This window comes from Alistipes sp. HGB5 (assembly GCF_000183485.2).
GTDB classification, from domain to species: domain Bacteria; phylum Bacteroidota; class Bacteroidia; order Bacteroidales; family Rikenellaceae; genus Alistipes; species Alistipes finegoldii.
In genome coordinates this window covers 147,114-168,766 of sequence record NZ_AENZ01000051.1, presented here as the reverse complement: position 1 = coordinate 168,766, position 21,653 = coordinate 147,114, and the positions used below count along the sequence as shown (strand labels likewise).

13 protein-coding genes are annotated in these 21,653 nt (G+C 58.9%); all 13 read right to left on the bottom strand.

Features of this window, described 5'->3' with window-relative positions; genetic code table 11:
• Nucleotides 1-30 precede the first annotated feature (30 nt).
• A complete protein-coding gene (locus HMPREF9720_RS08610) occupies nt 31-2,172 on the bottom strand; it encodes a SusE domain-containing protein (protein ID WP_009597795.1) in 2,142 nt (713 codons plus the stop codon).
• Nucleotides 2,173-2,187: 15 nt separating this feature from the next.
• Nucleotides 2,188-3,312, bottom strand: a complete 1,125-nt coding sequence (locus HMPREF9720_RS08605) for a SusE domain-containing protein (protein WP_009597755.1) — start codon at nt 3,310-3,312, stop codon at nt 2,188-2,190.
• Nucleotides 3,313-3,339: 27 nt separating this feature from the next.
• Entirely contained in the window at nt 3,340-4,992 is a 1,653-nt protein-coding gene (locus tag HMPREF9720_RS08600; protein ID WP_009597876.1) for a RagB/SusD family nutrient uptake outer membrane protein, read from the bottom strand.
• A 15-nt stretch (nt 4,993-5,007) separates the two neighbouring features.
• Nucleotides 5,008-8,139 (bottom strand): SusC/RagA family TonB-linked outer membrane protein, encoded by a 3,132-nt coding sequence (locus HMPREF9720_RS08595; RefSeq protein WP_009597799.1) that lies wholly within the window; start codon nt 8,137-8,139, stop codon nt 5,008-5,010.
• Between the two features lie 485 nt (nt 8,140-8,624).
• Nucleotides 8,625-11,831 (bottom strand): alpha-mannosidase, encoded by a 3,207-nt coding sequence (locus HMPREF9720_RS08590; RefSeq protein ID WP_039940250.1) that lies wholly within the window; start codon nt 11,829-11,831, stop codon nt 8,625-8,627.
• Nucleotides 11,832-12,018: 187 nt separating this feature from the next.
• On the bottom strand, nt 12,019-12,474 hold the full coding sequence (locus HMPREF9720_RS08585) for an ATPase (protein ID WP_009597832.1): 456 nt from the start codon (nt 12,472-12,474) through the stop codon (nt 12,019-12,021).
• Nucleotides 12,475-12,495: 21 nt separating this feature from the next.
• Nucleotides 12,496-14,331, bottom strand: coding sequence for a V-type ATP synthase subunit I (locus HMPREF9720_RS08580; RefSeq protein WP_009597754.1), 1,836 nt, complete (start codon nt 14,329-14,331; stop codon nt 12,496-12,498).
• Between the two features lie 8 nt (nt 14,332-14,339).
• Nucleotides 14,340-14,948, bottom strand: coding sequence for a V-type ATP synthase subunit D (locus tag HMPREF9720_RS08575; protein ID WP_009597838.1), 609 nt, complete (start codon nt 14,946-14,948; stop codon nt 14,340-14,342).
• Nucleotides 14,949-14,954: 6 nt separating this feature from the next.
• On the bottom strand, nt 14,955-16,277 hold the full coding sequence (locus HMPREF9720_RS08570) for a V-type ATP synthase subunit B (protein WP_009597891.1): 1,323 nt from the start codon (nt 16,275-16,277) through the stop codon (nt 14,955-14,957).
• A 10-nt stretch (nt 16,278-16,287) separates the two neighbouring features.
• Nucleotides 16,288-18,042, bottom strand: coding sequence for a V-type ATP synthase subunit A (locus HMPREF9720_RS08565; RefSeq protein WP_009597778.1), 1,755 nt, complete (start codon nt 18,040-18,042; stop codon nt 16,288-16,290).
• A gap of 138 nt (nt 18,043-18,180) precedes the next feature.
• Nucleotides 18,181-19,014, bottom strand: a complete 834-nt coding sequence (locus tag HMPREF9720_RS08560) for a DUF2764 family protein (protein WP_009597818.1) — start codon at nt 19,012-19,014, stop codon at nt 18,181-18,183.
• A gap of 5 nt (nt 19,015-19,019) precedes the next feature.
• A complete protein-coding gene (locus HMPREF9720_RS08555; RefSeq protein WP_009597741.1) occupies nt 19,020-19,634 on the bottom strand; it encodes a hypothetical protein in 615 nt (204 codons plus the stop codon).
• Between the two features lie 355 nt (nt 19,635-19,989).
• On the bottom strand, nt 19,990-21,195 hold the full coding sequence (locus tag HMPREF9720_RS08550; RefSeq protein WP_009597783.1) for an ROK family transcriptional regulator: 1,206 nt from the start codon (nt 21,193-21,195) through the stop codon (nt 19,990-19,992).
• Between the last annotated feature and the right edge of the window lie 458 nt (nt 21,196-21,653).

Sequence of the window (21,653 nt, the reverse complement as noted above, 5' to 3'; positions counted from 1 at the left end):
TTGCGGAGCGCGCCTCCCCCGGAGAGTTGGTTAATCCAGATACTCGATATAGTTGTAGTAGTGCTCCGTATCGGGACTCATGTTGAGCTTGATGTTCACCCGCTTGGAGTCGTTGCCGCGGTAGGCGTGGAGCATCTTGAACGCGCCGGCATCGTCGCCGTTCACATCGGCGATCGGCCAGAATACGCGGAAGCGCGAATCGTTCTCGGCAGGCTTGGAATTCAGGTCGCCCGTCATGCCGGGATTGGCGCCGAACTTGGTCTTCACGCCGTCCACCTCGGCCCAGAAGAAGTAACGGTCGTCGTCCCAGTCCCTCAGGTAGGGCACCACACCTGCGGCATACCAGATGCCGTTGCCCTGATAAGGCAGCTTGATCTGCTTCTCGGTATGCTGGGTCTTGACGTTCGGCGAGAGGTAACGCATGTTCTCGATCTTCTGGAGCTTCGCCGTGCCTGCGCCGAAGTCGAGCAGGATGTAATAGATGGCCTCTTCGGACGAAACGACGCTTGCGTCGCTCTCCCGGACCGCACCGCCTTCGACGACGAACTTGCGCGCATCGGCCGTATCGCCGTCGGTGAAGTTGTACCCTGCGGCGTCAGTCGTCAGCTTGGTGAAAATCTCGAACTTGCCCGCGCCCAGCGCCTTGAGGGCCTGATAGCCGGAACCGAACTCCGAAGCGGCGCCCGTGATGTAGGCGGCGGTCGGAATACCCTTCATGCGGGTAACCGTGAGTTTGCGGCCGGAGGAGAGCGCCGTCCACGAAAGCAGTTTGCTCTCTACGGCCCAGTACAGGTCGCCCGTGCCTTCGGCGGCAATGCCCGCGGCATCGGCGATCGACTCCAGCTCGGAGAAGGAGACGTCCACGGAGCCGTTATACTGCGCCTCCTTGCGGCCGACGGCCTTTTCCAGCGCGGCGTCCGAATAGAAGACCAGCGTATAGCTCGTCAGCTTGCCCGCAGGGTCCGAATCGGGAAACTTGTTCCACGCGAAGGTCAGCTTGGCGCCCGCCTGCGCATTCAGCACGACGGAGGCGTTGTCATCGGGCGAGATCAGCGTCACGGGAGTGGCTTCGGGCGCGAAGTCGAATTCGTAACGGTGGTAGTACGCCTCGGCTTCGGGCGAGCAGTCCACGACGATCGTGCAGGTGACGTTCCTCAGCACGGCGATATGCTTGAAGGAGTAGTCCCACTGATTGATATTGCCCGTTTCGCGCATTGACAGCCTGTACTGCGGCCCGGTCAGGCCGGAGGGCATGTCCGAATCGCTCATATCGCTCGACGAGTAGCCCCAGATGTAATCCGTGCCGTCGATCACCGCGTCGAAACGGTAGCGGTTGTCACCGTCCCAAGTGATCTGACGCTTCCAGACGCCGTTGCCGGCATATTCCATCACGGCATCGGGATCGGGCGTCCAGCACCAGTGGTATTTCACGCTTTCGATCTTTTCCATCTTCACGGTACCGGCCTTGAAATCGACCAGTACGCGGTAAACGCCGTCGCCCGTGCCTGCGGCGTCGGCGCCCTCGGTCAGGCGGCCTTCGGCGACGCCGAACGTACGCTTGCTGCCCGCCGCATTGCGGTTGATGAAGCTGAACGAGCCGGTGAATCGGGTGTAAATCTCGAACTTGCCGTCGCCCAGCTCGCGCATCTGTTTAGCCGCGGCGGGATCCGTGCCGAACTCGGAGCCTTCGCCCGTCACGTAGAGGTGGTAGGGCGCGTCGATCGAAGCATAGCGCTTGACGGTGAGTTTGTGCGGCTCGGCCGGCGAAAGCTGTTCGGCTCCGCCCAGTCCGGCGCTGACCGTCCAATAGAGGTCGCCCGCAGCGTCAGGCTCGATGCCGGCGTCGCCGGCAATCGCATTGAGCTGACTGTGGAGCATTTTCAGCGAGGACTTCTGACCGTTGTTGTCGGCCAGATAACGGCCGATCTCCTTTTTGGCCGCATCGAGGAAAACCACAGTGTAGACGGGAGTTCCGACCTTGGAGACCTCCCACTCGAAATAAAGGTTGGCATCGGCCTGTTCGATCAGATCGAGGGCGTAGCCGTCCGACGGATAGAGCAGTTTTTCGACCGCGCTGAAGCCGGTATCGTCATATTCCGTATGCTCGGTACAGGCCGCCAGTGCAAAACCCGCGAGCAGCAGAACAACCAGTTTATTCAGTATGTTTTTCATAGGTTCAATTATTTTTTAGCCGACGATCTCGATTACATGCGTACAATTCTCCACGTCACCGGACATAATCAGGGTGATATCGACTTTCTTACCGTTAAAATCGCTGTGGAACTTAAACTTTTCGGGACCATAGGCATCCCCGGTAAACAGATTCTCGGTCAGAATGTAATACTCCGCGCCGCTCAGCGCGCTGGGGCTGCTGTCGTTGCCTTTCGTACCGGCCCATACATACGTAACCCCGTCGAAAACCGGATGGAAGTTGTAACGCTGGTCGAGTCCCCAGCTCTCTTCCCTGAATTTGACGTTGTAATCGGAGAACTTCCAGCAGCCGTTGCCGATATACTCCATATTGCCGTTGTCTTCGGTGCGCGGTGCGAAATTGAATTCCACGCGGTCTATATGCTCGAAGGTGATTCCGCGGACATTGAGGTCGAGCTTGATGCGGTAGACACCCGATCGGTCGATCGTGGCGGGTTCGGCGCTCTGGTCGTTCAGCACGCCGTTGACGACCGTATAGGTCGTGCGGTCGTCGCCCTTCGAGCTGACGAACGTAAAGCCCTTGCCGGCTTCGAGCTGCTGATAGAAGGTAAACTCGCCGTCGCCGGTCCTGCGGCCGACACAGGCATTCTCAAGATCGCTGCCGCCCTCGGTGGCTTCGCCCGTGAGGAACAACTGGTCCGGAATCACATTGAAGCCCAGCAGACGCGTCAGTTCCAACCGGCGGGGCGTCGCAACCACAGGCGCGGTATCCACGCCCCGGCTCGACACGACCGACCAATAGACGGCACCGTCGGCCCCGACGTCGATGCCCGCGGCATTGGCGATGCGGTTGATCTCCTTGTGGACAATATCCACGCTGGTCGACGAACCGGCGTCACAACGGTAAATGATCTCGCCGCCGGGCTTGCCGAAGAAGACCACCTCGTAATGGGGAAGCTGTCCGTCGGCAGCCAGCGCCGGCTCCCACGAAAAACGGAGCGTCGCCGTCGAAGCGCTCTGCAGCTCCACGTAATAGTTGTCGGCCGGCAGCAGCAGCGTCTGCACCGGAGTGACGCCTCCGGGCTTGTACTCCAAGTCTTCCGAGCAGGAGATGCCCGTAAGGACGAGGGCCGCCATCAGTATGTTCAATATCTTTTTCATTGTTTTCGATACTTTTTTGATTGACGATTAATAACCCGAATTGTTGGGCAGCAGCGTCGGCACGAGCTGCGTTTCGGAGAGCGGAAGCGACCAGAGGATGTCCCGGCTGGAATTGAACTTGAATTCGTCGATCTGACGGCCTCCGTTCAGCTCCTTGGCGCCGTAGACCGCACCGTTCAAAAGGTCGATGACGCCCTGCGACTTGGAGTCCTTGTAATTGATCCAGCGGATCAGGTCGAAGTAGCGCAGTCCTTCGAGCGCCAGCTCGACACGGCGTTCGTCGCGTACGATCTGGGTGTAATCGCCCGACGAGGGGAAGTCGGTGCCGCTCAGCCCCGCACGCTGGCGGATCGGCTTGATCGTCTCGTTCCACACCGCGGCGTCCATCTCGTTCAGGTACGCCTTCGCCTCGGCGTACATCAGCAGCACGTCGGCATAACGCATCATGATGATATTGGTCCACATTTCGAGGTTCTTGCCGTGGGTCGTATCGAAATACTTGCGGGTGTAGAAGCCCGTAGGCGAACCGTTGTCCGTACCGGCCTTGTCGTTGCCCGAAGTCACGTTGATCGTGCCTTTGGTCACGTATTCGCCCTTATCGTTGCGGTCTTTCCACACATAGCCGTTGTAGACGACCGTAGCGGTCAGACGCGGATCGCGGTTCGCATAGACGGTCTTGTCCGCGGGAACCGAGCCGTCGGCATTGAGGTAGCTGTCCACCAGCGCGCGCGTCGGAGCCTTCTGGCAGAGGTTGGCGCCCATCGTCAGGGGAACCATCGAATAGAGCGTGGACCACTGTTTGTTCAGCTCGACGGCGGCATAGTCGAGGATCACCTCGCTGTTGTATTCGGCGGCCGAGGTAAAGAGGTATTCATAGGCCGGAATGCCGTCGCCGGACCCTTGGGTCAGCAGGCTGTAGGTGCCGTAGGTGCCCTGCTCGTGGATGAGCTTGTCGCAGATATCGGCGGCCTTGCGCATGTTGTCCGAAACCGAATTGCCGGTGCGCTGCACGTTCTCGTACATATACATACGCGCCTTGAGCACCATGGCGGCGGCTTTGGTGATGCGGCCGTTGTCGTCGGCTTTCAGTTCGTCGCGGGTGGGCAGGTCGCCGACGATCTCGTCGAGTTCGCGGTGCAGCGCACTCATCACCTCCGGATAGGGAGTGCGGGAGACGCGGCGCGACTCTTCGAGCGAAATATCCTGCAGGAAGAAGGGAATGTCGCCGTAGAAATTGGCCAGACGGAAATAGAGGAATGCACGGATAAAGCGGATCTGCGCCTTCATCCCGGCGAGCCGTTCGGGGTCCATGCCCGGCACCTCGTCCACGAAATTCATAAAGACATTGCAGGTCTTGACACCCTCGAACACCCATTTCCACTCGCTGCGGAACAGTCCCGTGTTGGGCGTCGCCTGTCCCATGCGGATCGTGCGCGTGTCGGGATTGCCGCGCTGTTCGTACAAGTTGTCGCTCAGGGCTTCGTCCTGCCAGATCTTGTCGTGGCCGAACATCTGGTTGTAGGCCATGTTGAGCACCATGTTCGCACGTTCGGGCGAAGTCCAGAAAGCCTTGTCGGTAAACTTGTTGGTAGGCTCCTGATCCAGATCGTTGCAGCCTGCGAGCAGCATCGCTCCGGCGGCGAACGTCACGGTGATATATTTTAAAATCGTCGTTTTCATAGTTTTCGCCTTTATTTAAAATGTGATGTTCAGACCGGCGCCGAAGTAACGCAGGTTCGGGTAGTTGCGGCCTGAGTTGGCGCCGCCCGAATTCATGTTCGAGCCGAACTCCGAAGATTCGGGGTCGATGAACGAACAGTTGCTGAACGTAAGCAGGTTCTGGGCGTTGAAGTAGATCTTAAAGCGCTTGACGCCGAATTTCATCGAAATCCGTTCGGGAAGCGTATAACCCAGCTGGATGTTCTTCAGGCGCAGGTAGCTGCCGTCGAACATGTAGAGGTCCGAACCCATGCGGTAGTTGTTCTGGTTCGAGGGGTCCGAAATATCGGTCAGACGCGGCCAGCGGGCGTCGGTGTTGGTCGGGGTCCAGAAGTCGAGCTGGTGTTCGTACATCGTGTAACCGTAGTTGGAGTGGAACGGCTCGATCAGCTCGCCGCGGACCATCATGTCACGCTTGAGAACGCCCTGCAGGAAGATCGAGAGGTCGATGCCTTTCCATGCGACGTTGTAGGTGAAGCCCAGCGTGTAGCGCGGGAAGGCGTTGCCCAGATAGTAGCGGTCGTTCTCGTCGATGGTGCCGTCGCCGTTGCGGTCCTTGAATTTCACGTCGCCCGGCTTGACGCTCTTACCCGTCGGCACGGCCGAATGGGCGATTTCGTCATAGCTCTGGAAGAAGCCGTCGGTCTTGTAACCGTAGTAGGAGTTGAACGGCAGCCCCTCGCGGGTGATGCGCCAGAACTCTTCCTGTCCGGAAATATCCTCGAAGCCCTCGTATTTGAGCACCTTGTTCCACGAGTCGCCGATGTTGAACTGGAAGAAGTGCGACCAGTCGCGTTTCTTGAGCGCATAGCTGAGCGTCAGCTCCCAGCCCTGCGTGCGCATCTCGCCGGCGTTGTAGTTCTGCAGCTCGGTGCCCAGAATCAGCGGGGTCTGGGGCTTGACCAGAATGTCGGTCGTATGTTTGTTGAAGTAGTCGAAGCCGAGGTTGAGCTTGCCCCGGAAGAACGAGGCGTCGAAACCGACGTTGAAGGTCTTGGACACCTCCCACTGCAGGTTGTCGGTACCGAGCTGGAAGCCGGCGCCGCCGACGCCCACGTTATTGAAGGCATAGGTGTTCGAATAGACGTTGTAGGTGGTGAAGTACTGGTAGTCGCCCACCGACTGGTTGCCCAGCGTACCGTAGGAACCGCGGATCTTCAGGTCGCCGACGTTGTCGCGGTAGCTCTCCATGAAAGCCTCCTGCGAGAGACGCCAACCCAGCGACACGGAGGGGAAGAAGCCCCAGCGCAGGTCGGAACGGAATTTCGAGGAGCCGTCGTAACGGAACGAGAACTCGGCGTAGTAACGGTTGTCGTAGTCATAGGCGGCGCGGCCGAAAACGGAGGTGAGGCTGGTGCGGGTCGTGTTTTCGGGCGTCACCGAAGACCGGCCGTCGCCCGAAATGACGGCCTCGGTGCCGTCGCCGTTGATACCCAGATCGGGGTCGGCCCATTTGAAGGAGATCTGGTTCGCTTCGGAGGTGTAGGACTCGTTCGAGGCGCCTAACAGGGCGGCCACATGGTGCTTGCCGAACGTACGGTCGAAGTCGAGCATCAGCTGAGAATTGATCAGGTAGGCGCGTTTGTTCCAGTCCTCCGACTTGTTGTCGTTGTTGGCCGAACGGCCTTCGCCGACCGGATTGCCCGCAGCGTCGGTATTGTAGAACATCACTTCGTGCGTCCGCGTATAGCGGTGGTCGGCGAAGATGTCGGCACCCAGCACGCCGCGCAGTTTCAGCCCGTCGATGATCTTCACCTCGGCCGACAGGTTGGCGTTCACATAGTCGTTGCGGTACTTGTTGTAACCGCCCTCTTCGAGCAGGCCCAGCGAGTTGCGGTCGGTCAGTTTGTCGTTGAGCAGGTATTTGCCCGTGACGGGATCGTACTGACGGTAATAGTAATAGGTGGGAATACGCATCGCGTTGGCGATGGTCGAACCGTCGGTCGTCGTCTTGCTGTTCTCGTGCGAATAGGAGAGCAGGGCCGTTACCTTCACGCGTTTGTATTCGGTGGTGATGTTCGTACGGAAATTGTAACGCTGGCGGCCGTAATCGGGACCTTCGAAGTTGCTCTCCTGATCGTAATAGCCTGCCGAAATCATATAGGTCGTATTGGCGCCGCCGCCCGATACGCTGACGTTGTAGTTCTGCTGCATGGCCGTCCGCAGAATCTCGTCCATGTAGAACGTGCCGTTGCCGTGCGCCTTGAGGTCGCGGATCTGTTCGGCGGTAAAGGCGGGAGCCAGCCCCGAATTGGCTTTGGAAATGTTGAGCAGCGTGGCGTTCTGCCAGCCTTGAACGGGCGTGTAGAGCACTTCGGGCTGCTGCCAGCCGACCATAGCCGTGAGTTCGACGGTCGGAGCCTGATTCAGCTTGCCCTTCTTGGTGGTGACCAGCAGGACGCCGTTGGCGGCGCGCGAACCGTAAATGGCGGCCGTACCGGCATCCTTCAGCACCGAGACGTTCTCGATGTCCGAGGGATTGAGCTTGTTGAAGCTGGCGTTGTCCGACACCAGACCGTCGATGACGATCAGCGGTTCGTTGTTGTTCATCGTACCGATACCGCGGATGTTGATGTTGAGCTGGTTGTCGGCCGGGTCGCTGCTTCGCTGCTGGATGACGAGGCTGGGCGAAGTGCCCTGCAGCGCCTGCGTCAGGTTGGCGACGGAACGTTCGGTGATGGCTTCGGACTTGATCTGGTCCACGGCGCCCACCGCACGGCGGCGGGTGGTGGTGCCGTAGCCGATGACGATCACTTCGTCCATCAGCTGCGCGTCTTCCTTCAGCGTCACGTTCAGCAGCGTGCGGTTGGCCACCGGAAGCGTCTGCGTCTCGTAGCCGATGAACGAGAAGTCGAGTTCGGCATCGGCGGCGCACTGGATCTGGTATTCACCGTCGATACTGGTCGAGGTTCCGACCGAAGTACCCTTGACAATGACGGTAACGCCGAGCAGCGGCGCTCCTGCGGCGTCCTTCACAACGCCCTTGACGGTGACCTTGGATGTCTGGGTCAGGGGGCTGGCATTAACGGTTGCGGCTGCAAACCCAAGGGGGGGGGTAATCAGCAGCACCAAAACCGTCAGCATGATTTTGTGCCCAAAATTGGTCATAGATATTGTTTTTTGGTTTAGTTAAAATATACTCCCCGCACCCGGTGACGCGGATGCGGTTCATGGATTCAGAAAACGGGAAAATAACAGGATAAATTACGGGATTCCGCAAAAAAATCGGCGGAAAGGATCAGACAGGAGTTTTTTTCCATAGGCTAATCTGGTTTTAAGTTTTAGGTTAAACGGTTGGTTTTTCGTGAAAACAAAGTTGAGAAATAAGATGCGGACCGAAAAATATACGGACGGCAAATTTCTCCGCCGTACATGATCCGGTACTATTTTGTCACAAAATTGTATTTTCCGATCCGGGACACAAACGTACTCCCGGCACCGTCCCGCACCCCCGATCGGCGGTTTTCACGCCGTTTTATGACAATTCGGGCACAAAACCATACAAACCGCGTCACAACGCCGTCCTGACACAAAAACTCCGGCCCGGCTTTACAGCCGGGCCGGAGCGCCTAATTATACCACTTAAAAACTTGTTACTTCACATCCGGACGGATGAAAGTGCCGCTCACCGGAAGCACGTCGTCGATGCCGTTGTCCGAAACCGTCATGGCGAATACCGCCACGTTCTTGTTTTCGGGCAGCGTCACCGTCCGCGCACCTTCGGGAATATCGAGAGAAACCATATACATGTAGGAGAAGTCGTAAGGCAGGTTGCCCACGTCGCCCTGATGGCGGTGCGTGCCGATATGCGCGATCGTCGCATCCTTGAGGAACGCTTCGCTGTGTCCGCGCCAGCCCCACTGTCCGTAGAAGCCTTTCCAAAGCGGCACATAGACGGCCTGCTCGGAGTCGCCCACCTTGAAGAGGGCCTCGCACTCCTTGTCCGAAGCGGCCACCAGCATGTAGAGCTTCCTGTAACCGCCTTCGGGCAGTTCGATCTCCTGACTGCGGCACGTCACGGCGTCCTTGACATTCTCCTCGCCCATCACGAACCGGACGCCGTTGCAGGTCAGCTCGGCAGGAATCAGCTCGGCGGCGAAGCTGCCGCGCTGGTTGTCGAAACGGTAGTAGGTGTAGAACTCGTCAGTCGTGAAGGCCACCGTGTTGTAAGGCAGCGTCACGGGCGCGCTCTTCACCTCGAACGCGGACTTCTGCGCAGGAGCGGCCAGCCGCACGCGGTAGGTTTTGGGAGCGAATTTGCCGGCCGAAACGATCAGCGAACGGCCCTCGGTCTCGGCTGCGCCGATCTTCTCCTCGATGCCGTTGCACTCCTCGGCCGAGAGAATCTGAGCCGGGAAGGTGATGCAGGCGTTCTCGACGGGCTTGCCGGTCAGCTCGTAGCAGCGCACGATATATCCGTCGCCGTCCTCGGCCTTCTTCAGCGCACGCACGCCGATCTGCGGAGTCGAGGACTCCAGCATCGAGAAGGTGCGCCCCAGCGATCCCGCATGCTTGGGAGCCACGTAAGCCACGAGCGGCAGGTTGAGCTGTTCCGATGCGGCCACAACACCGCTGCGGTCGGTTCCCTTATGTCCTACGATCGAATAGGTGAAGTGATTGACGCCCAGATCGAGATCGCGCTGGTGCGGGTAACGTTTTTCGGTCGAGGGAGTGTGGATCAGCGTCAGACGGATCGTATTGTCGGCGGGCTTGTCCCAGCCGTATTTGCAGTCGTTGAGCACCGAGATGCCGTACGAACCGTCGGCGTCGGTCAGGTCGGCCCACTTCAGAGCGGGCACTTCGTATGCCGTGGCCGTGTTGTTGCCGCGCTCGATAAAACCGATGCCGAGGTCGTAAGCGGCTTTCGCGTTGCTCACCGACATCGGGAACTCGGCTTTGAGCAGCGTATTGCGGCTGTTCCAGTCCACCGTCGTACGGATGTCGATGCGATCGTCCTGCGCACCGTCGGTCAGCGTAATGTACTGCGTGAACTTCGAATCGCCGTACGTGCGCTCCACCTTGAGCGAAGCGCGCACGGGCCCCTCTTCGCCGACGGATACCGAAACGTTGTCGGTAACGGCGCGCGGGGTCTTGTCCACGACCTCCTTCAGCACCTCCCATGCGGGCCATTCGTTCGACGGATTGCCTTCGAAAATCGCCAGACGGAAGGCCTTGCCCTGCTCGACCAGTTCACGGCCGTAACGCTTGTCCACGAGCGACGCGATGTCGCCGTTCCTGTCGAGCGTCACCTTGTAAACGGCGTTCTCGATCGTATTGCCGTTCACTTTCAGCGCCGACGATCTGGCGGGCGATGCCGGACGGACGTCGTAGACGGCATACCCCACCGACTTCACGTCGGCGGCGAATGCGATCACGGCCTTGTCGCCCTCGCGGCTGAGAATCTGCGCGGCCACGCGGCGGCCGTCGGGACCGTATACGGCCACGCCCTTGGCTTTGGCGGCGAGCGGAATCTCGGCCTCGACAACGGCTTTGACGGGATAGGTCACGGCGTTGTAGACCACCACGGGCGTACCCTTGACGCGCGTATCGAGCGAATAGCTCAGCGCGCCGACCGCCGAATTCATCACGTCGCCGCCCTGCCGCAGGGCGATCAGCTCGTCGTTCCACGACCACGTATAGGCCTCAGGGATACTCGTACCCGTCAGGTCGTCATGGAACTGGTGCCAGATGAAACGCTGCCAGATCTCGGTGAGTTTCCGCTGGTCGTAAGCCAGCGCACCGAGCCAGTCGGCGGCGACCGAAGCACGCTCGGCGGCGCCGGTCAGCTCCTCGTTGCGGCGGTTGTAGTATTTCATGGCGGTCTGCGAAGTATAGCAGCCCGTAGCGTGCACGTCCATCAGCAATTCGCCGTCGAAAGAGGGCAGCTCGGCTTTGCGGCCGAGGTAGGCCTTGAACAGGTCGTCGCTCGTGGCGCTGATGATCTCGATCGGGGCGTTCGGGTCGTTGATCGCCTTGGTCAGACGGCGGCAAGTGGTCACCGTACCGCTGTTGCCCTTGTCGCCGACCCCTTCGCCGCCGCCGGCATAGTAGCGGAAGCAGGTGTTGTCATAACCGTGGGCGGCGCGCTCCATCAGGCGTTCATTATACTGCACATTCTCAGGAAGTTCCGAGTTATAGCCGCCCGTATCGAAGGCTGCGATCACCGAACTGCCGTCGATGCCGTACCACACGCCCCACGAGAAGGGATTCTTCTTGTGGTAGGGAGCGTCGTAAAAGTCGTGGTTGCGCCAGCTGAGCTTCTGCGTGGACATGCCGATCAGGCCGCTGTGGGCCGCGATCGTCGGCAGCGTATAGCCGAAGCCGAAGCAGTCGGGCAGGAAAATATCGGTCGAACGCACGCCGAACTCCTTTTTATAGAATTCCTGTCCGAGCAGGATGTTGCGGAAGAACGACTCGGCCGAAGGCATGTTGGGGTCATTGGCGTCCCACGACGCGCCGGCGATATGCCACTGGCCCGAAGCGATGTATGTCTTCATCCGCTCGTAATGCATGGGATAGTACTCCTTCATCCACGAATAGACGACGCCGCCTTCGAAGCTGAAGCGGTAGTCGGGGAAGCGTTCCATGAGGTAGAGGTTCTGGAACAGCGTGCGGGGGATGTACTCGCGGATGGTCGTCTGCACGTCCCAGTTCCACTGGGTGTCGAGATGGGCGTCGCTGACCATGTAGGCCTTGTAGGTCTTGGGCGCCACGGACTTGCCGTCGGTCTGCTGCGCCGAAGCGCCGCCTGAGGCGAAGCACAACGCGGCCAAGGCCAGCATAAATCGGTTCGGTTTCATATCTGTCAGGGTTTAAAAGATTTTGAGTTTTCACAAAATTACGTAAAACAGCCGAGAGTACAAGTACTATTTTATGCAATAAATGTATTATTTTACGATCGGGAACCGCTTCGGGCAGCATTTTCAAAAAAAACGGGGCGGAACATCGCAACCGACGTTCCGCCCGTGAGAAATTCCGCGCGGCAGATCAGATAGCGCCCGCGATGAGGAACACGGCGGCTACCGTAAGAATGGCGTACAACTCAGGGAAGGCGGCCAGAATAAGCGTCTTACCCATCACGTCGTGGCCGTTGCCGATAGCGGCGATACCGTTGGCGCAGACCTTCGACTGGAAGTACGACGAAGCGAGGCAGACCAGACCCGTCAGCAGACCGGCGCCGAAGATGGCGGCACCCTGCAGCAGCGTCATCGAATCGGTCAGGAAGCCCTTGATGATGAAGTAGCCCACGAAACCGTAGAGACCCTGCGAACCGGGAATGGCCGAGAGGATCATGTAGCTACCGAAAGCGCCGCCGTTTTTCTTCATGGCGCCCACCGACGCCATACCGGCGATCGAAGTACCGATACAGCTCGCTACGCCCGAAAGGCCCACCATCAGCGCTACGCCGAGATAGCCCAAAATAATTGCAGTTGTTGATTCCATAATTGTAATTTGTTTTAGTTGTTATTTGTTTTCCGAATTTTCGATTTTGCGCAGGGGATCGAACGAACGCATCGACATCTCGAAACCTGCATTTTTATAGAATTCGACGAACGTCAGACGCATCGGGTGCACGAACGACGAAATGGTGGACATGAAGAGGTTGATGCCGTGGCCGACGAGCAGAATCGGAATCATGATCAGCAGCCGCACGACGATGCCCGAACCTTCGGGCACGAAGCCGTCGGCCAGCGCATTGAACACCGTGGCGAGGATGCCGCCAGAGAGTCCGATGGCGAACAGACGGATGTACGACAGCACGTCGGAGAGGATGCCCGTCAGATTATTATAGGTATCCCACAATCCCAGACCGAAGTTCAGCAGCGGATTCTTGCCCGGCGAATTGAAGAACAGCATCAGCACCGCACCCACGCCGAGCGTCGCATAGAACGCGGGCGACGAGGTGGTGTAGAACGGAATCACCCATTCGGGATTGAGCAGCGGCAGACCGCCGGCGATGCTTCCGCCGAGGATCACCAGCAGCCAGCCCAGCGTACCGAGCGAATAGCGGAATCCGACGGTAGCCGAGATCATGACGACCTTCAGCATCATGCCGAACACGATCTGCACCACGCCGATCGCCAAGGCGATCGAGAAGAAACTGCCTTGGAAGTCGAAGAACGGGATCGAAGGGAAGTACTCCTTGAGATTCACGCCGAACACCGAACCGCAGGCCAGTCCCACGACGACCGTCGTCAAGCCGCACAACGTGGCGAACCACGCGGCCTGACGCATCATGCCGGGTTGCCGGTTCTTGGCCAGCATCCACGCCCCCAGCAGGGCCAGAATGGCGCCGTAACCGGCGTCGTTCAGGCAGATGCCGAAGAAAAGCATGTAGAACGGCGCGAAGAAAGGCGTCAGGTCCATCGTACCGTACTTCGGGCGGGCGTACATGTCGCCCACCAGCTCGAAAATGCGAGCGAACCAGTTGTTTTTCAGTTTCACGGGCGTATCGTCCTCAGGAGTCGGATCGCCCTTGAGGTACACGACGTTGGGATACTGCTCCAAAAGGGCATCGACCTTGTCCGAAGTCTCCTTCTCGGCCCAGCCCTCCATGACGACCAGCGTTCCGTCGGCCGCCTGCTGCGCCGTAGCCTTCACGCGCACGCCCTGCAGCTGTTCCTTCAGCGAGGCGGCATGCGCCGCGAGCAGCTTCTCCGAAACCGCGACGCGCGAGAATTCGGCGTCGAGGGCGCTCAGCTCCTTCCGGGCTTCGGCGATGCGGCGTTCCGCTTCGCGAATGTCCATCGACGGGGTTTTCATCTCCTGCGCGTCGAGCGTCACCTCCTCGCCGGGAGCCGCCACGACGACGAAATAGACCGTCGATTCGGTGCGGTTGATCGGCGCGATGGTATAGCGTTCCGCCCACTGGGCCTCGAACTTGTCGTAATTGCTCTTCGGAGTGAGGAAATATCGCAGCACGATGCCCTGCTCGGCGAGCGAGCGGGTTCTCTCAGGCGAGAATTCTCCCCACGGACGCAGTTCGTCGGCCGTTTTTTCGAGACGGCCGATCTCGGCGTGGAGCGCCGTCGCCTGCTGATGCGCCGCGGCATAGTGTTCGTAGGCCTCGGCGCCCGTTGCGAAAGGCTCGGCTCCGGCCTTGCAGCGCCCCTCTTCCGCGCGGAAGTTGCGCAGGAATTCGAACGCCTTGGCGTGTCCTTCGATATCGAGCAGCAGCTGGCGGTCCTCCTCGGAGGGTTCCCAGCCCGTAGTGGTGATGTCCACCAAGCCGAGTTCGCGCAGCTTTTCGATAAAATCCTCGCTTTGCGCCGCATAGAGCACAAAGTCGTATTTCGCCATTTTCGCTATCATAACGTCGCGCCCTCCCCGGCCTGCTGCTGTTTGGTTTTCACGATCTTCTGGGCCGACTTGGAGAGGTTCTCCTCGTCCTCCATGAAGCGTTTGATCTTACGTATGGCGTCCTCGTATCCGGGTATCTGCACCTTTTCATACAAGTTCACCTTCTGAGTGGTTTTACGGCGTGCATAGTCCAGCAGCTCCATCTTGCGGTTGTAGACCTCGAACTCGATACCCAGCTGCGCCATGCGCTTCAGAATATCGACTCCGTCGGCGAACCAGACGGGCGACGAGAAAAGATCGTAGGGTTTCACCTCGAATTTCACGTCCTGCAGGACCGGCGTACGCACACCTGCGATTTTCTGTACCGAAAGTTCCACATCGGCGATACGCAGGAGGTCACAATCAAACTCTCCCCATAGCGACACCATGTAGTCGTACTCGGCCTTGAGCCGGTCGAGCCGACGGCGGTAATCGCCTGCGGAGTCCTTCGCCTTCTTCACCTCGGAGCGCAGGGCCGACTCCTTACTTTTGATCGTAGGGAGCGCCTTCTGCCGCATTTTCAGCTGCTTGCCGAGGTCGCCGAGCGAGGTCTTGTTATATTGAAATTTGATTGCCATCGTACGTTACGCTTCTTTCCAGTACTTTTTGATGAGTTCCTCCTTGATAGCGACCTCCTCCTTGGAGAAGTACTTCGCAAAGAGTCCCCACGCCGTGTCGAGCATCTCCGTGATGCCGATATTGACGTCGATCGAGAGCAGTTTCTCCGAATAGTCGAACGCGAATTTCAGCGTACGTTCGTCGTAATCCGAGAGGTCGAAACCGTTTTCGAGCTTGGTCTTGGCGTTGGCGGCGTCGGCATACAGACGCACGCAGGCGTTCATCACCTGCGGATGGTCCTCGCGGGTCTTCTTGCCGATAACCAGCTGCTTGAGACGCGACAGCGAACGGAACGGGTCCACGATGACCTTGCCCGTATCGGAGTCGTTGCGCAGGAACAGCTGACCCTCGGTGATGTAACCCGTATTGTCGGGAATGGCGTGCGTGATGTCGCCGCCCGAAAGGGTCGTCACGGCGATGATGGTGATCGAACCGCCGTTGGGCAGCTGCACGGCCTTCTCGTAGATCTTCGCCAAGTCCGAATAAAGCGAACCGGGCATCGAGTCCTTCGACGGAATCTGGTCCATGCGGTTCGACACGATAGCCAGCGCATCGGCGTAGAGCGTCATGTCGGTCAGCAGCACCAGCACCTTCTCGCCCTTGTCCACGGCGAAGTATTCGGCGGCGGTCAGCGCCATGTCGGGAACGAGCAGACGCTCCACGGGCGGGTTCTCGGTCGTATTGACGAACGACACGATGCGGTCCAGCGCACCGGCGTTCTCGAAGACGGACTTGAAGTAGAGAAAGTCGTCGTTGGTGAGTCCCATGCCGCCCAGAATGATCTTGTCGGCCTTGGCGCGCAAAGCCACGTTGGCCATCACGGCGTTATAGGGCTGGTCGGGGTCGGCGAAGAAGGGAATCTTCTGCCCCGTGACGATCGTATTGTTGAGGTCGATGCCGGCGATACCCGTGGCGATCAGCTCCGAAGGCTGGATACGCTTGAAGGGGTTCACCGTCGGGCCGCCGATCTCGCGCGGCTCGCCCTCGACGATCTCACCGCCTTCGAGCGGCTCGCCGTAGGCGTTGAAGAAGCGGCCCGCGAGGTTGTCCGACACGCGCAGTTTCGGGGGTTCGCCGTGGAAGACGACCTCCGAATCGGTGGCGATGCCCTCGGTTCCGGAGAACACCTGCAACGTCACGTTCTCGCCCATAATTTTCACCACCTGCGCCAGCTTGCCGCCCACGGTAGCCAGTTCGTCGTTGCCGACGCCCAGCGCCCGGAGCGTCACGGTCGCCTTGGTGATGTTGTCAATCTTGGTATATATCTTCTGAAAAGCTCGTGTTGTCATGGTCTAAAGCTTATTTGATTTTTTCACTCACATACTCCTCGATCTGCTTGCGGTAGCCTTCGAACTTCTCCGACTGCCACTCCGAGTAGTTCATCTGACGGAAGAGGTTGATAAGGCCCTTGAAGAACTGCGAGCACTCCTCGAAATCGGCGAAAGCGAAATCCTTCCGGCAGATGTCGAGCACCATTTTATACATCATCTTCTGACGTTCGAGCGGACAGTTGGCGTCGATGTCGTCGAAAGCGTCCTGCTGCAGGATCACGAAGTCGAGCAGCTCCGATTTCCAGAAACGTTCGTGATACTCGACCGGAACGCCGTCGTCGCCGAGAATGTTGATCTGGTCGTTGGCCTCCTTGCCGCGCTGCACGAGGGTCTTGCCGGCATAGACGAGGTCCACCCAGTCCTTTTCGATATGCTCGTCGAGGTATTCGCGGATTTCGGGATATTCGAGGTATTTCGAATAGGATTCGAGCGGGTCGATGGCCGGGTAACGCTTCGAGTCGGCGCGGCCCTGCGAAAGCGCATAGAAGCAGCGCGCGGCCTTCTTGGTCGATTCGGTCACCGGCTCCTTGAGGTTACCGCCCGCAGGCGACACCGTACCGAGGAAGGTCACGGAACCCGTCTGGCCGTTGTTCAGTTTGACCAGACCGGCGCGCGAATAGAAGTTGGAGATGATCGCCGAAAGGTCCATCGGGAAGGCGTCCTGACCGGGCAGCTCCTCCAGACGGTTCGACATCTCGCGCAGCGCCTGCGCCCAGCGCGAAGTCGAGTCGGCCATCACCAGCACCTTGAGTCCCATCGAGCGGTAGTATTCGCCGATGGCCATGCCGGTATAGACCGACGCCTCGCGCGCCGCAACGGGCATGTTCGACGTATTGCAGATGATGATCGTACGCTCCATGAGCTTGCGGCCCGTATGGGGATCGACCAGTTCGGGGAACTCCTTGAAGATTTCGACCACCTCGTTGGCACGCTCGCCGCAGGCCACCATGATGATGATGTCGGCGTCGGCCTGCTTGGAAATGGCGTGCTGGAGCACGGTCTTGCCGGCGCCGAAAGGTCCGGGGATGAAGCCCGTACCGCCTTCGGCCATCGGATTGAAGGTGTCGATGGCGCGAACGCCCGTCTCCATCATGCGCGACGGACGCGGCTTCTCGACGTAGCAGCGCACGGCCTGCTTCACGGGCCATTTCTGAACCATCGTGACCGCATGTTCGCGGCCCTCCTCGTCGGTCAGGACGGCGATCGTGTCCGTCACCTTGTATTTCCCGGCCGCCGCCACGCTCTTGACCGTATAGTTGCCGGCCATGGTAAAGGGCACCATGATCTTATGGCTCACCCACTGCTCCTTGACTTCGCCCAGCCACGACGCGGCGGTCACCTTGTCGCCCGCCTTGGCCAGCGGAGCGAATTCCCACTCGGCGTCGAAGTCGATCGGATCGGTGATCGAACCGCGCTCGATGAACAGCCCGTCCATCTTTTCGAGGTCGTTCTGCAGACCGTCGTAGTTGCGCGACAAAAGTCCCGGCGCGAGCGTCACTTCGAGCATATGTCCCTCGAACTCGACCTTGTCGCCGATCTTGAGTCCGCGGGTGCTGTCAAAAACTTGGACATAGGCGCTGTCGCCTACGACCTTGATGACCTCGGCCATCATCTTGGTATCTCCCGCATAGACATAGCAGATCTCGTTCTGGCCTACTGCTCCGTCGGCCTTGACGATGACGATGTTGGAGATGATACCATTTACACGTCCTGTAGTTTTCATGAATATTCGTTTAGTTTCTTATTTTCATTTTTCCGGTCGCGGACCGCATTTCCGCACTTCCCGGCCGCTCCGCATCCCTCCTGCCGGAGAGACCGGTCCCGGTCCGGCGGCGCGCCGCCCGCATGTGCCGCGCGGCGGCTATATCCTGTTCACCAGCTCCCTGCCGTCCAGCTCGGCCATCAGGCGGTCGAACATTTCACGACCGCGCACGGCGTCCAGTTGCGTCCAGCGGGCCACGATATTGACGCGCGCCAGATAGGACAGAATGGTATTGATGTCGAAATAGTCGAACGTCGCCAGCTCGGTGGCCTCGTTCCAGCGGATCAGGTCGATCTTGTGCTCCTTCTCGACCAGATTCGCCTCGTCGTTCACGGCGGCGATCACGGCGTCGATGTAGGGCAGTTCGCCCCGCAGACCGAAATCGGCGGCCGAACTGCGCTCCAGCTGTTCGACCACGTCGCCCCCGCCTACGGTCACCTCCTCGACCGGACGGCCCGCGGCACGGGCCGTCACGGCGGCCGTCACGTTGCGCAGGGTGCGGTCGAACTCCGACCACTCGCGCAGGAAGCGGCTCTTGGCACGGCTGCAGGTGGCGTAATAGGCGTCGAACAGCGCGGTTTCGAAACGCTGCGCCGTATCGACCTCCTCGGCGTCCTCCCCTTCGGGATCGGCATAGGCGCGCAGCACGCGGCCCACGGCGGAGGGCAGGCGCTTGGGAGCCTTCACCTCCTCTTCCAGCTCCTCGCGCGTGAAGTTGCCCAGCGGATTGTGCGCCGAGCGCCCCGCGCGCAGCGAAGCGATATTCTCACAATCGTAGTAGCCGTACAGCAGACGCACCTGAGCCGCATCCGAAGCCGAAACGCCGTCGAGAATCTCCCCGACGATGGCTTTGGCGTCGAAACCCTTGGTGTCGGCGTCGAGGGAGTACTCCTTCAGTCCGGCTACCAGACAATAATATTCCGTTGCGAACATACGCGTTATGCCTTAAAAAGCATGTCCGAAACCTTCTCGCGCAGGTATTCGCCCAGCAGGGCGTCGAAATCGGCGTCGGAGAACGAGATGTAGTAACCGCCCTCCTTGGCGCCTACCTTGAAGCCCGTCTTCACCTCCTTGGAATAACCCACTTCGATACCGGCGGAGAGCAGCTCCCGAGCGCTCTTGCCGAACGCCTCGTCGAGCTTGGCGCGGTCGGCTTCGGGCAGCAGCGCCTTCAGCTCCACCTTGCCGGCGTCGGCGCCGTTCCAGTTCTTGGCCACGGACAACAGCATCTCCTTGATGAAGGCGGGATCCATGACGGCCTCCCTGACGCCTGCGGCCGTGCTCTTGGCAACGATCATCGCGGCGATCTCCGACTTGATCTTCGCGGCGGCCTGCTTGCCGGCGAGCGAGATTTCGGTCATCGTATTTTTTTCGACGTCCTCGGCCTTGTCCTGCGCCTTCCTGACGATATCCTCGGCCTGAGCACGGGCTTCGGCGACGATCTTCGCTGCCTCTTTCTTAGCCTCGGCGACCAGACGGTCGGCTTCGGCGCGTCCTTTCTCCAGCCCCTCGTCGTAGAGCTTCTGAGTCAACTGTTGAAGTTTGTTTTCCATAGCGTTATTTAGTTTTAATTATTGTTTTTCATTTTAGCGATACAAATATATAAAAGTTTATAATACAAACAGCGGCGCACCGCGACAATTTGTCCTTTTTTGACAAGAATAGAGAACAAAAGGAAGAAACACGCACCGCAGAACCCCTTGGAATTCAAGCTCCGAACCCCCTCTCCGCGCAATTCGCATACCGAAATCGCACCCTTCCGGAAGGGGCTGCTTCCGGCCTGCCCCCGTCTCTTCCGCCGCGGAACGCCGCAGAGCGCACTGCCCGGCGACGCACCGCTGCGGATAACGCCGCACGCCCCCGGAAACAGCGGGTTTCCGGGGGCGTGCACAAGAGCGAGCAGAGGCGTCAGAACAGGCCGAGCGACTTGCTTCGGGCCAGCAGGCAGGCACCCATCACGCCGGCGCGTTCTCCGAGCGACGAAAGCTTGATCTGCGTATCCTTGTTGACCAGCATCAGCGAGTATTTGTTGATAGCGTTGCGCACGGGCAGCATCAGGTACTCCTTGGCCACCGAAAGCGTACCGCCGATAACGATCACCTCCGGATTGAACATGTTGATAAGCCCCGCGATGGCCTTGCCGAGCGTGTGCCCCACCGACTCCAGAATCTCGATGGCCAGCACATCCTCCTTCAGCAGCGCGGCCAGAATATCGTTCAGCGTGATCTCCTCGCCTTTTTTGTATTTCTCGGAAAGCATCGACACGCGTCCCTCCTTGAGTTTCTCCAGAAAAATCCGGTGCATGGCCGAACCGGAAGCCCCCGTCTCAAGACAGCCGCGTTTGCCGCAGCGGCAGATGATCTCGTTGTCGAGCAGCGGGAAATGGCCGAATTCGCCCGAAAAGCCCGACTTGCCGTAAAATATCTTGCCGTCGATGATCATCCCCAGCCCCAGTCCCCAGCTGGCGTTGATGTAGAGCATCGTCTTCTCGGAGTGGGCGTCGCCGTACATATATTCGCCGTAAGTGGCGGCACGGGTGTCGTTCTCGATGTAGACCGTCGTGCCGAGACGCTCTTCGAGCAGCATCGTCAGCGGCTGTTCCTCGACGAAGAAATAGCTGTAACTGTATCCGGTCTGCGAATTGACGCGGCCCGAAATATTCACCCCGACGGCCAGCACCTTGTCGCGGGCGATCTTGCGCGCACGGATGAAATTCTGAATCACGTCGCAAAGACGGTCCAGCGAACGGGGATCGTTGTCCATCAGAAAATCGACCGTCGTTTCATCGATCAGCTGTCCCTTGAAATTGATGACGGCCATCATGACCGAATCCTTGCGCAGATCGACGCCGACGAAATACCCGGCATAGGGATTCAGGCCGTAGATATTCGGCCGTCGTCCGCCGGCCGTCCCCTGCTCGCCGAAGTTGTGGACGAAACCTTCGTCGATCAGCTCCCCGATCAGTTTGGTTACGGTCGGCACGCTCAGATTCACGGCCTTGCTCAGATCCGTAATGCTCGAATCCCCGCAGAAGATATACTGGCAAATGATCTGCTGTTTGAGAATCGCGTTTTTATTGCCTTCCGTCGCCTGTTTTAAAAACGAACTGGTCATACCGTATCTTTTTGTGTGATTTCAATATTAATTGTGTAAAGGTAGCAATAAATCACGACCCGGCAAACCCGATACAAAAGAAAATAGCTTCGCACGCAGGTCATAACCCATTTTTTCAAAAGCCGCCCGCGACACGCACTCCAAGCACCGACCAAAAAGACAATAAAATACGACAAAAAGACAATTCCGCCCGATTCATAATAACAAATCTTACGATAACGCCGATTCGCAAACAATTCGTTTACAAACGACTTCCGTCCGAGAAGCGTCTCCCCCACCGCCGCATGCGGCCCGCGGCAGAACGCCGCGGGAAAACCGGGAAACCGGGAAAAACACCGAACACCCCGGAAAAAGCCGAGCACCCTTAACATCCCAAAAAAGCAACACACGCCTAACAATCCCGAAAAAGCCCGACAAAAAACCGGATGCCGCATGATGCGGCATCCGGCCTTGTCACA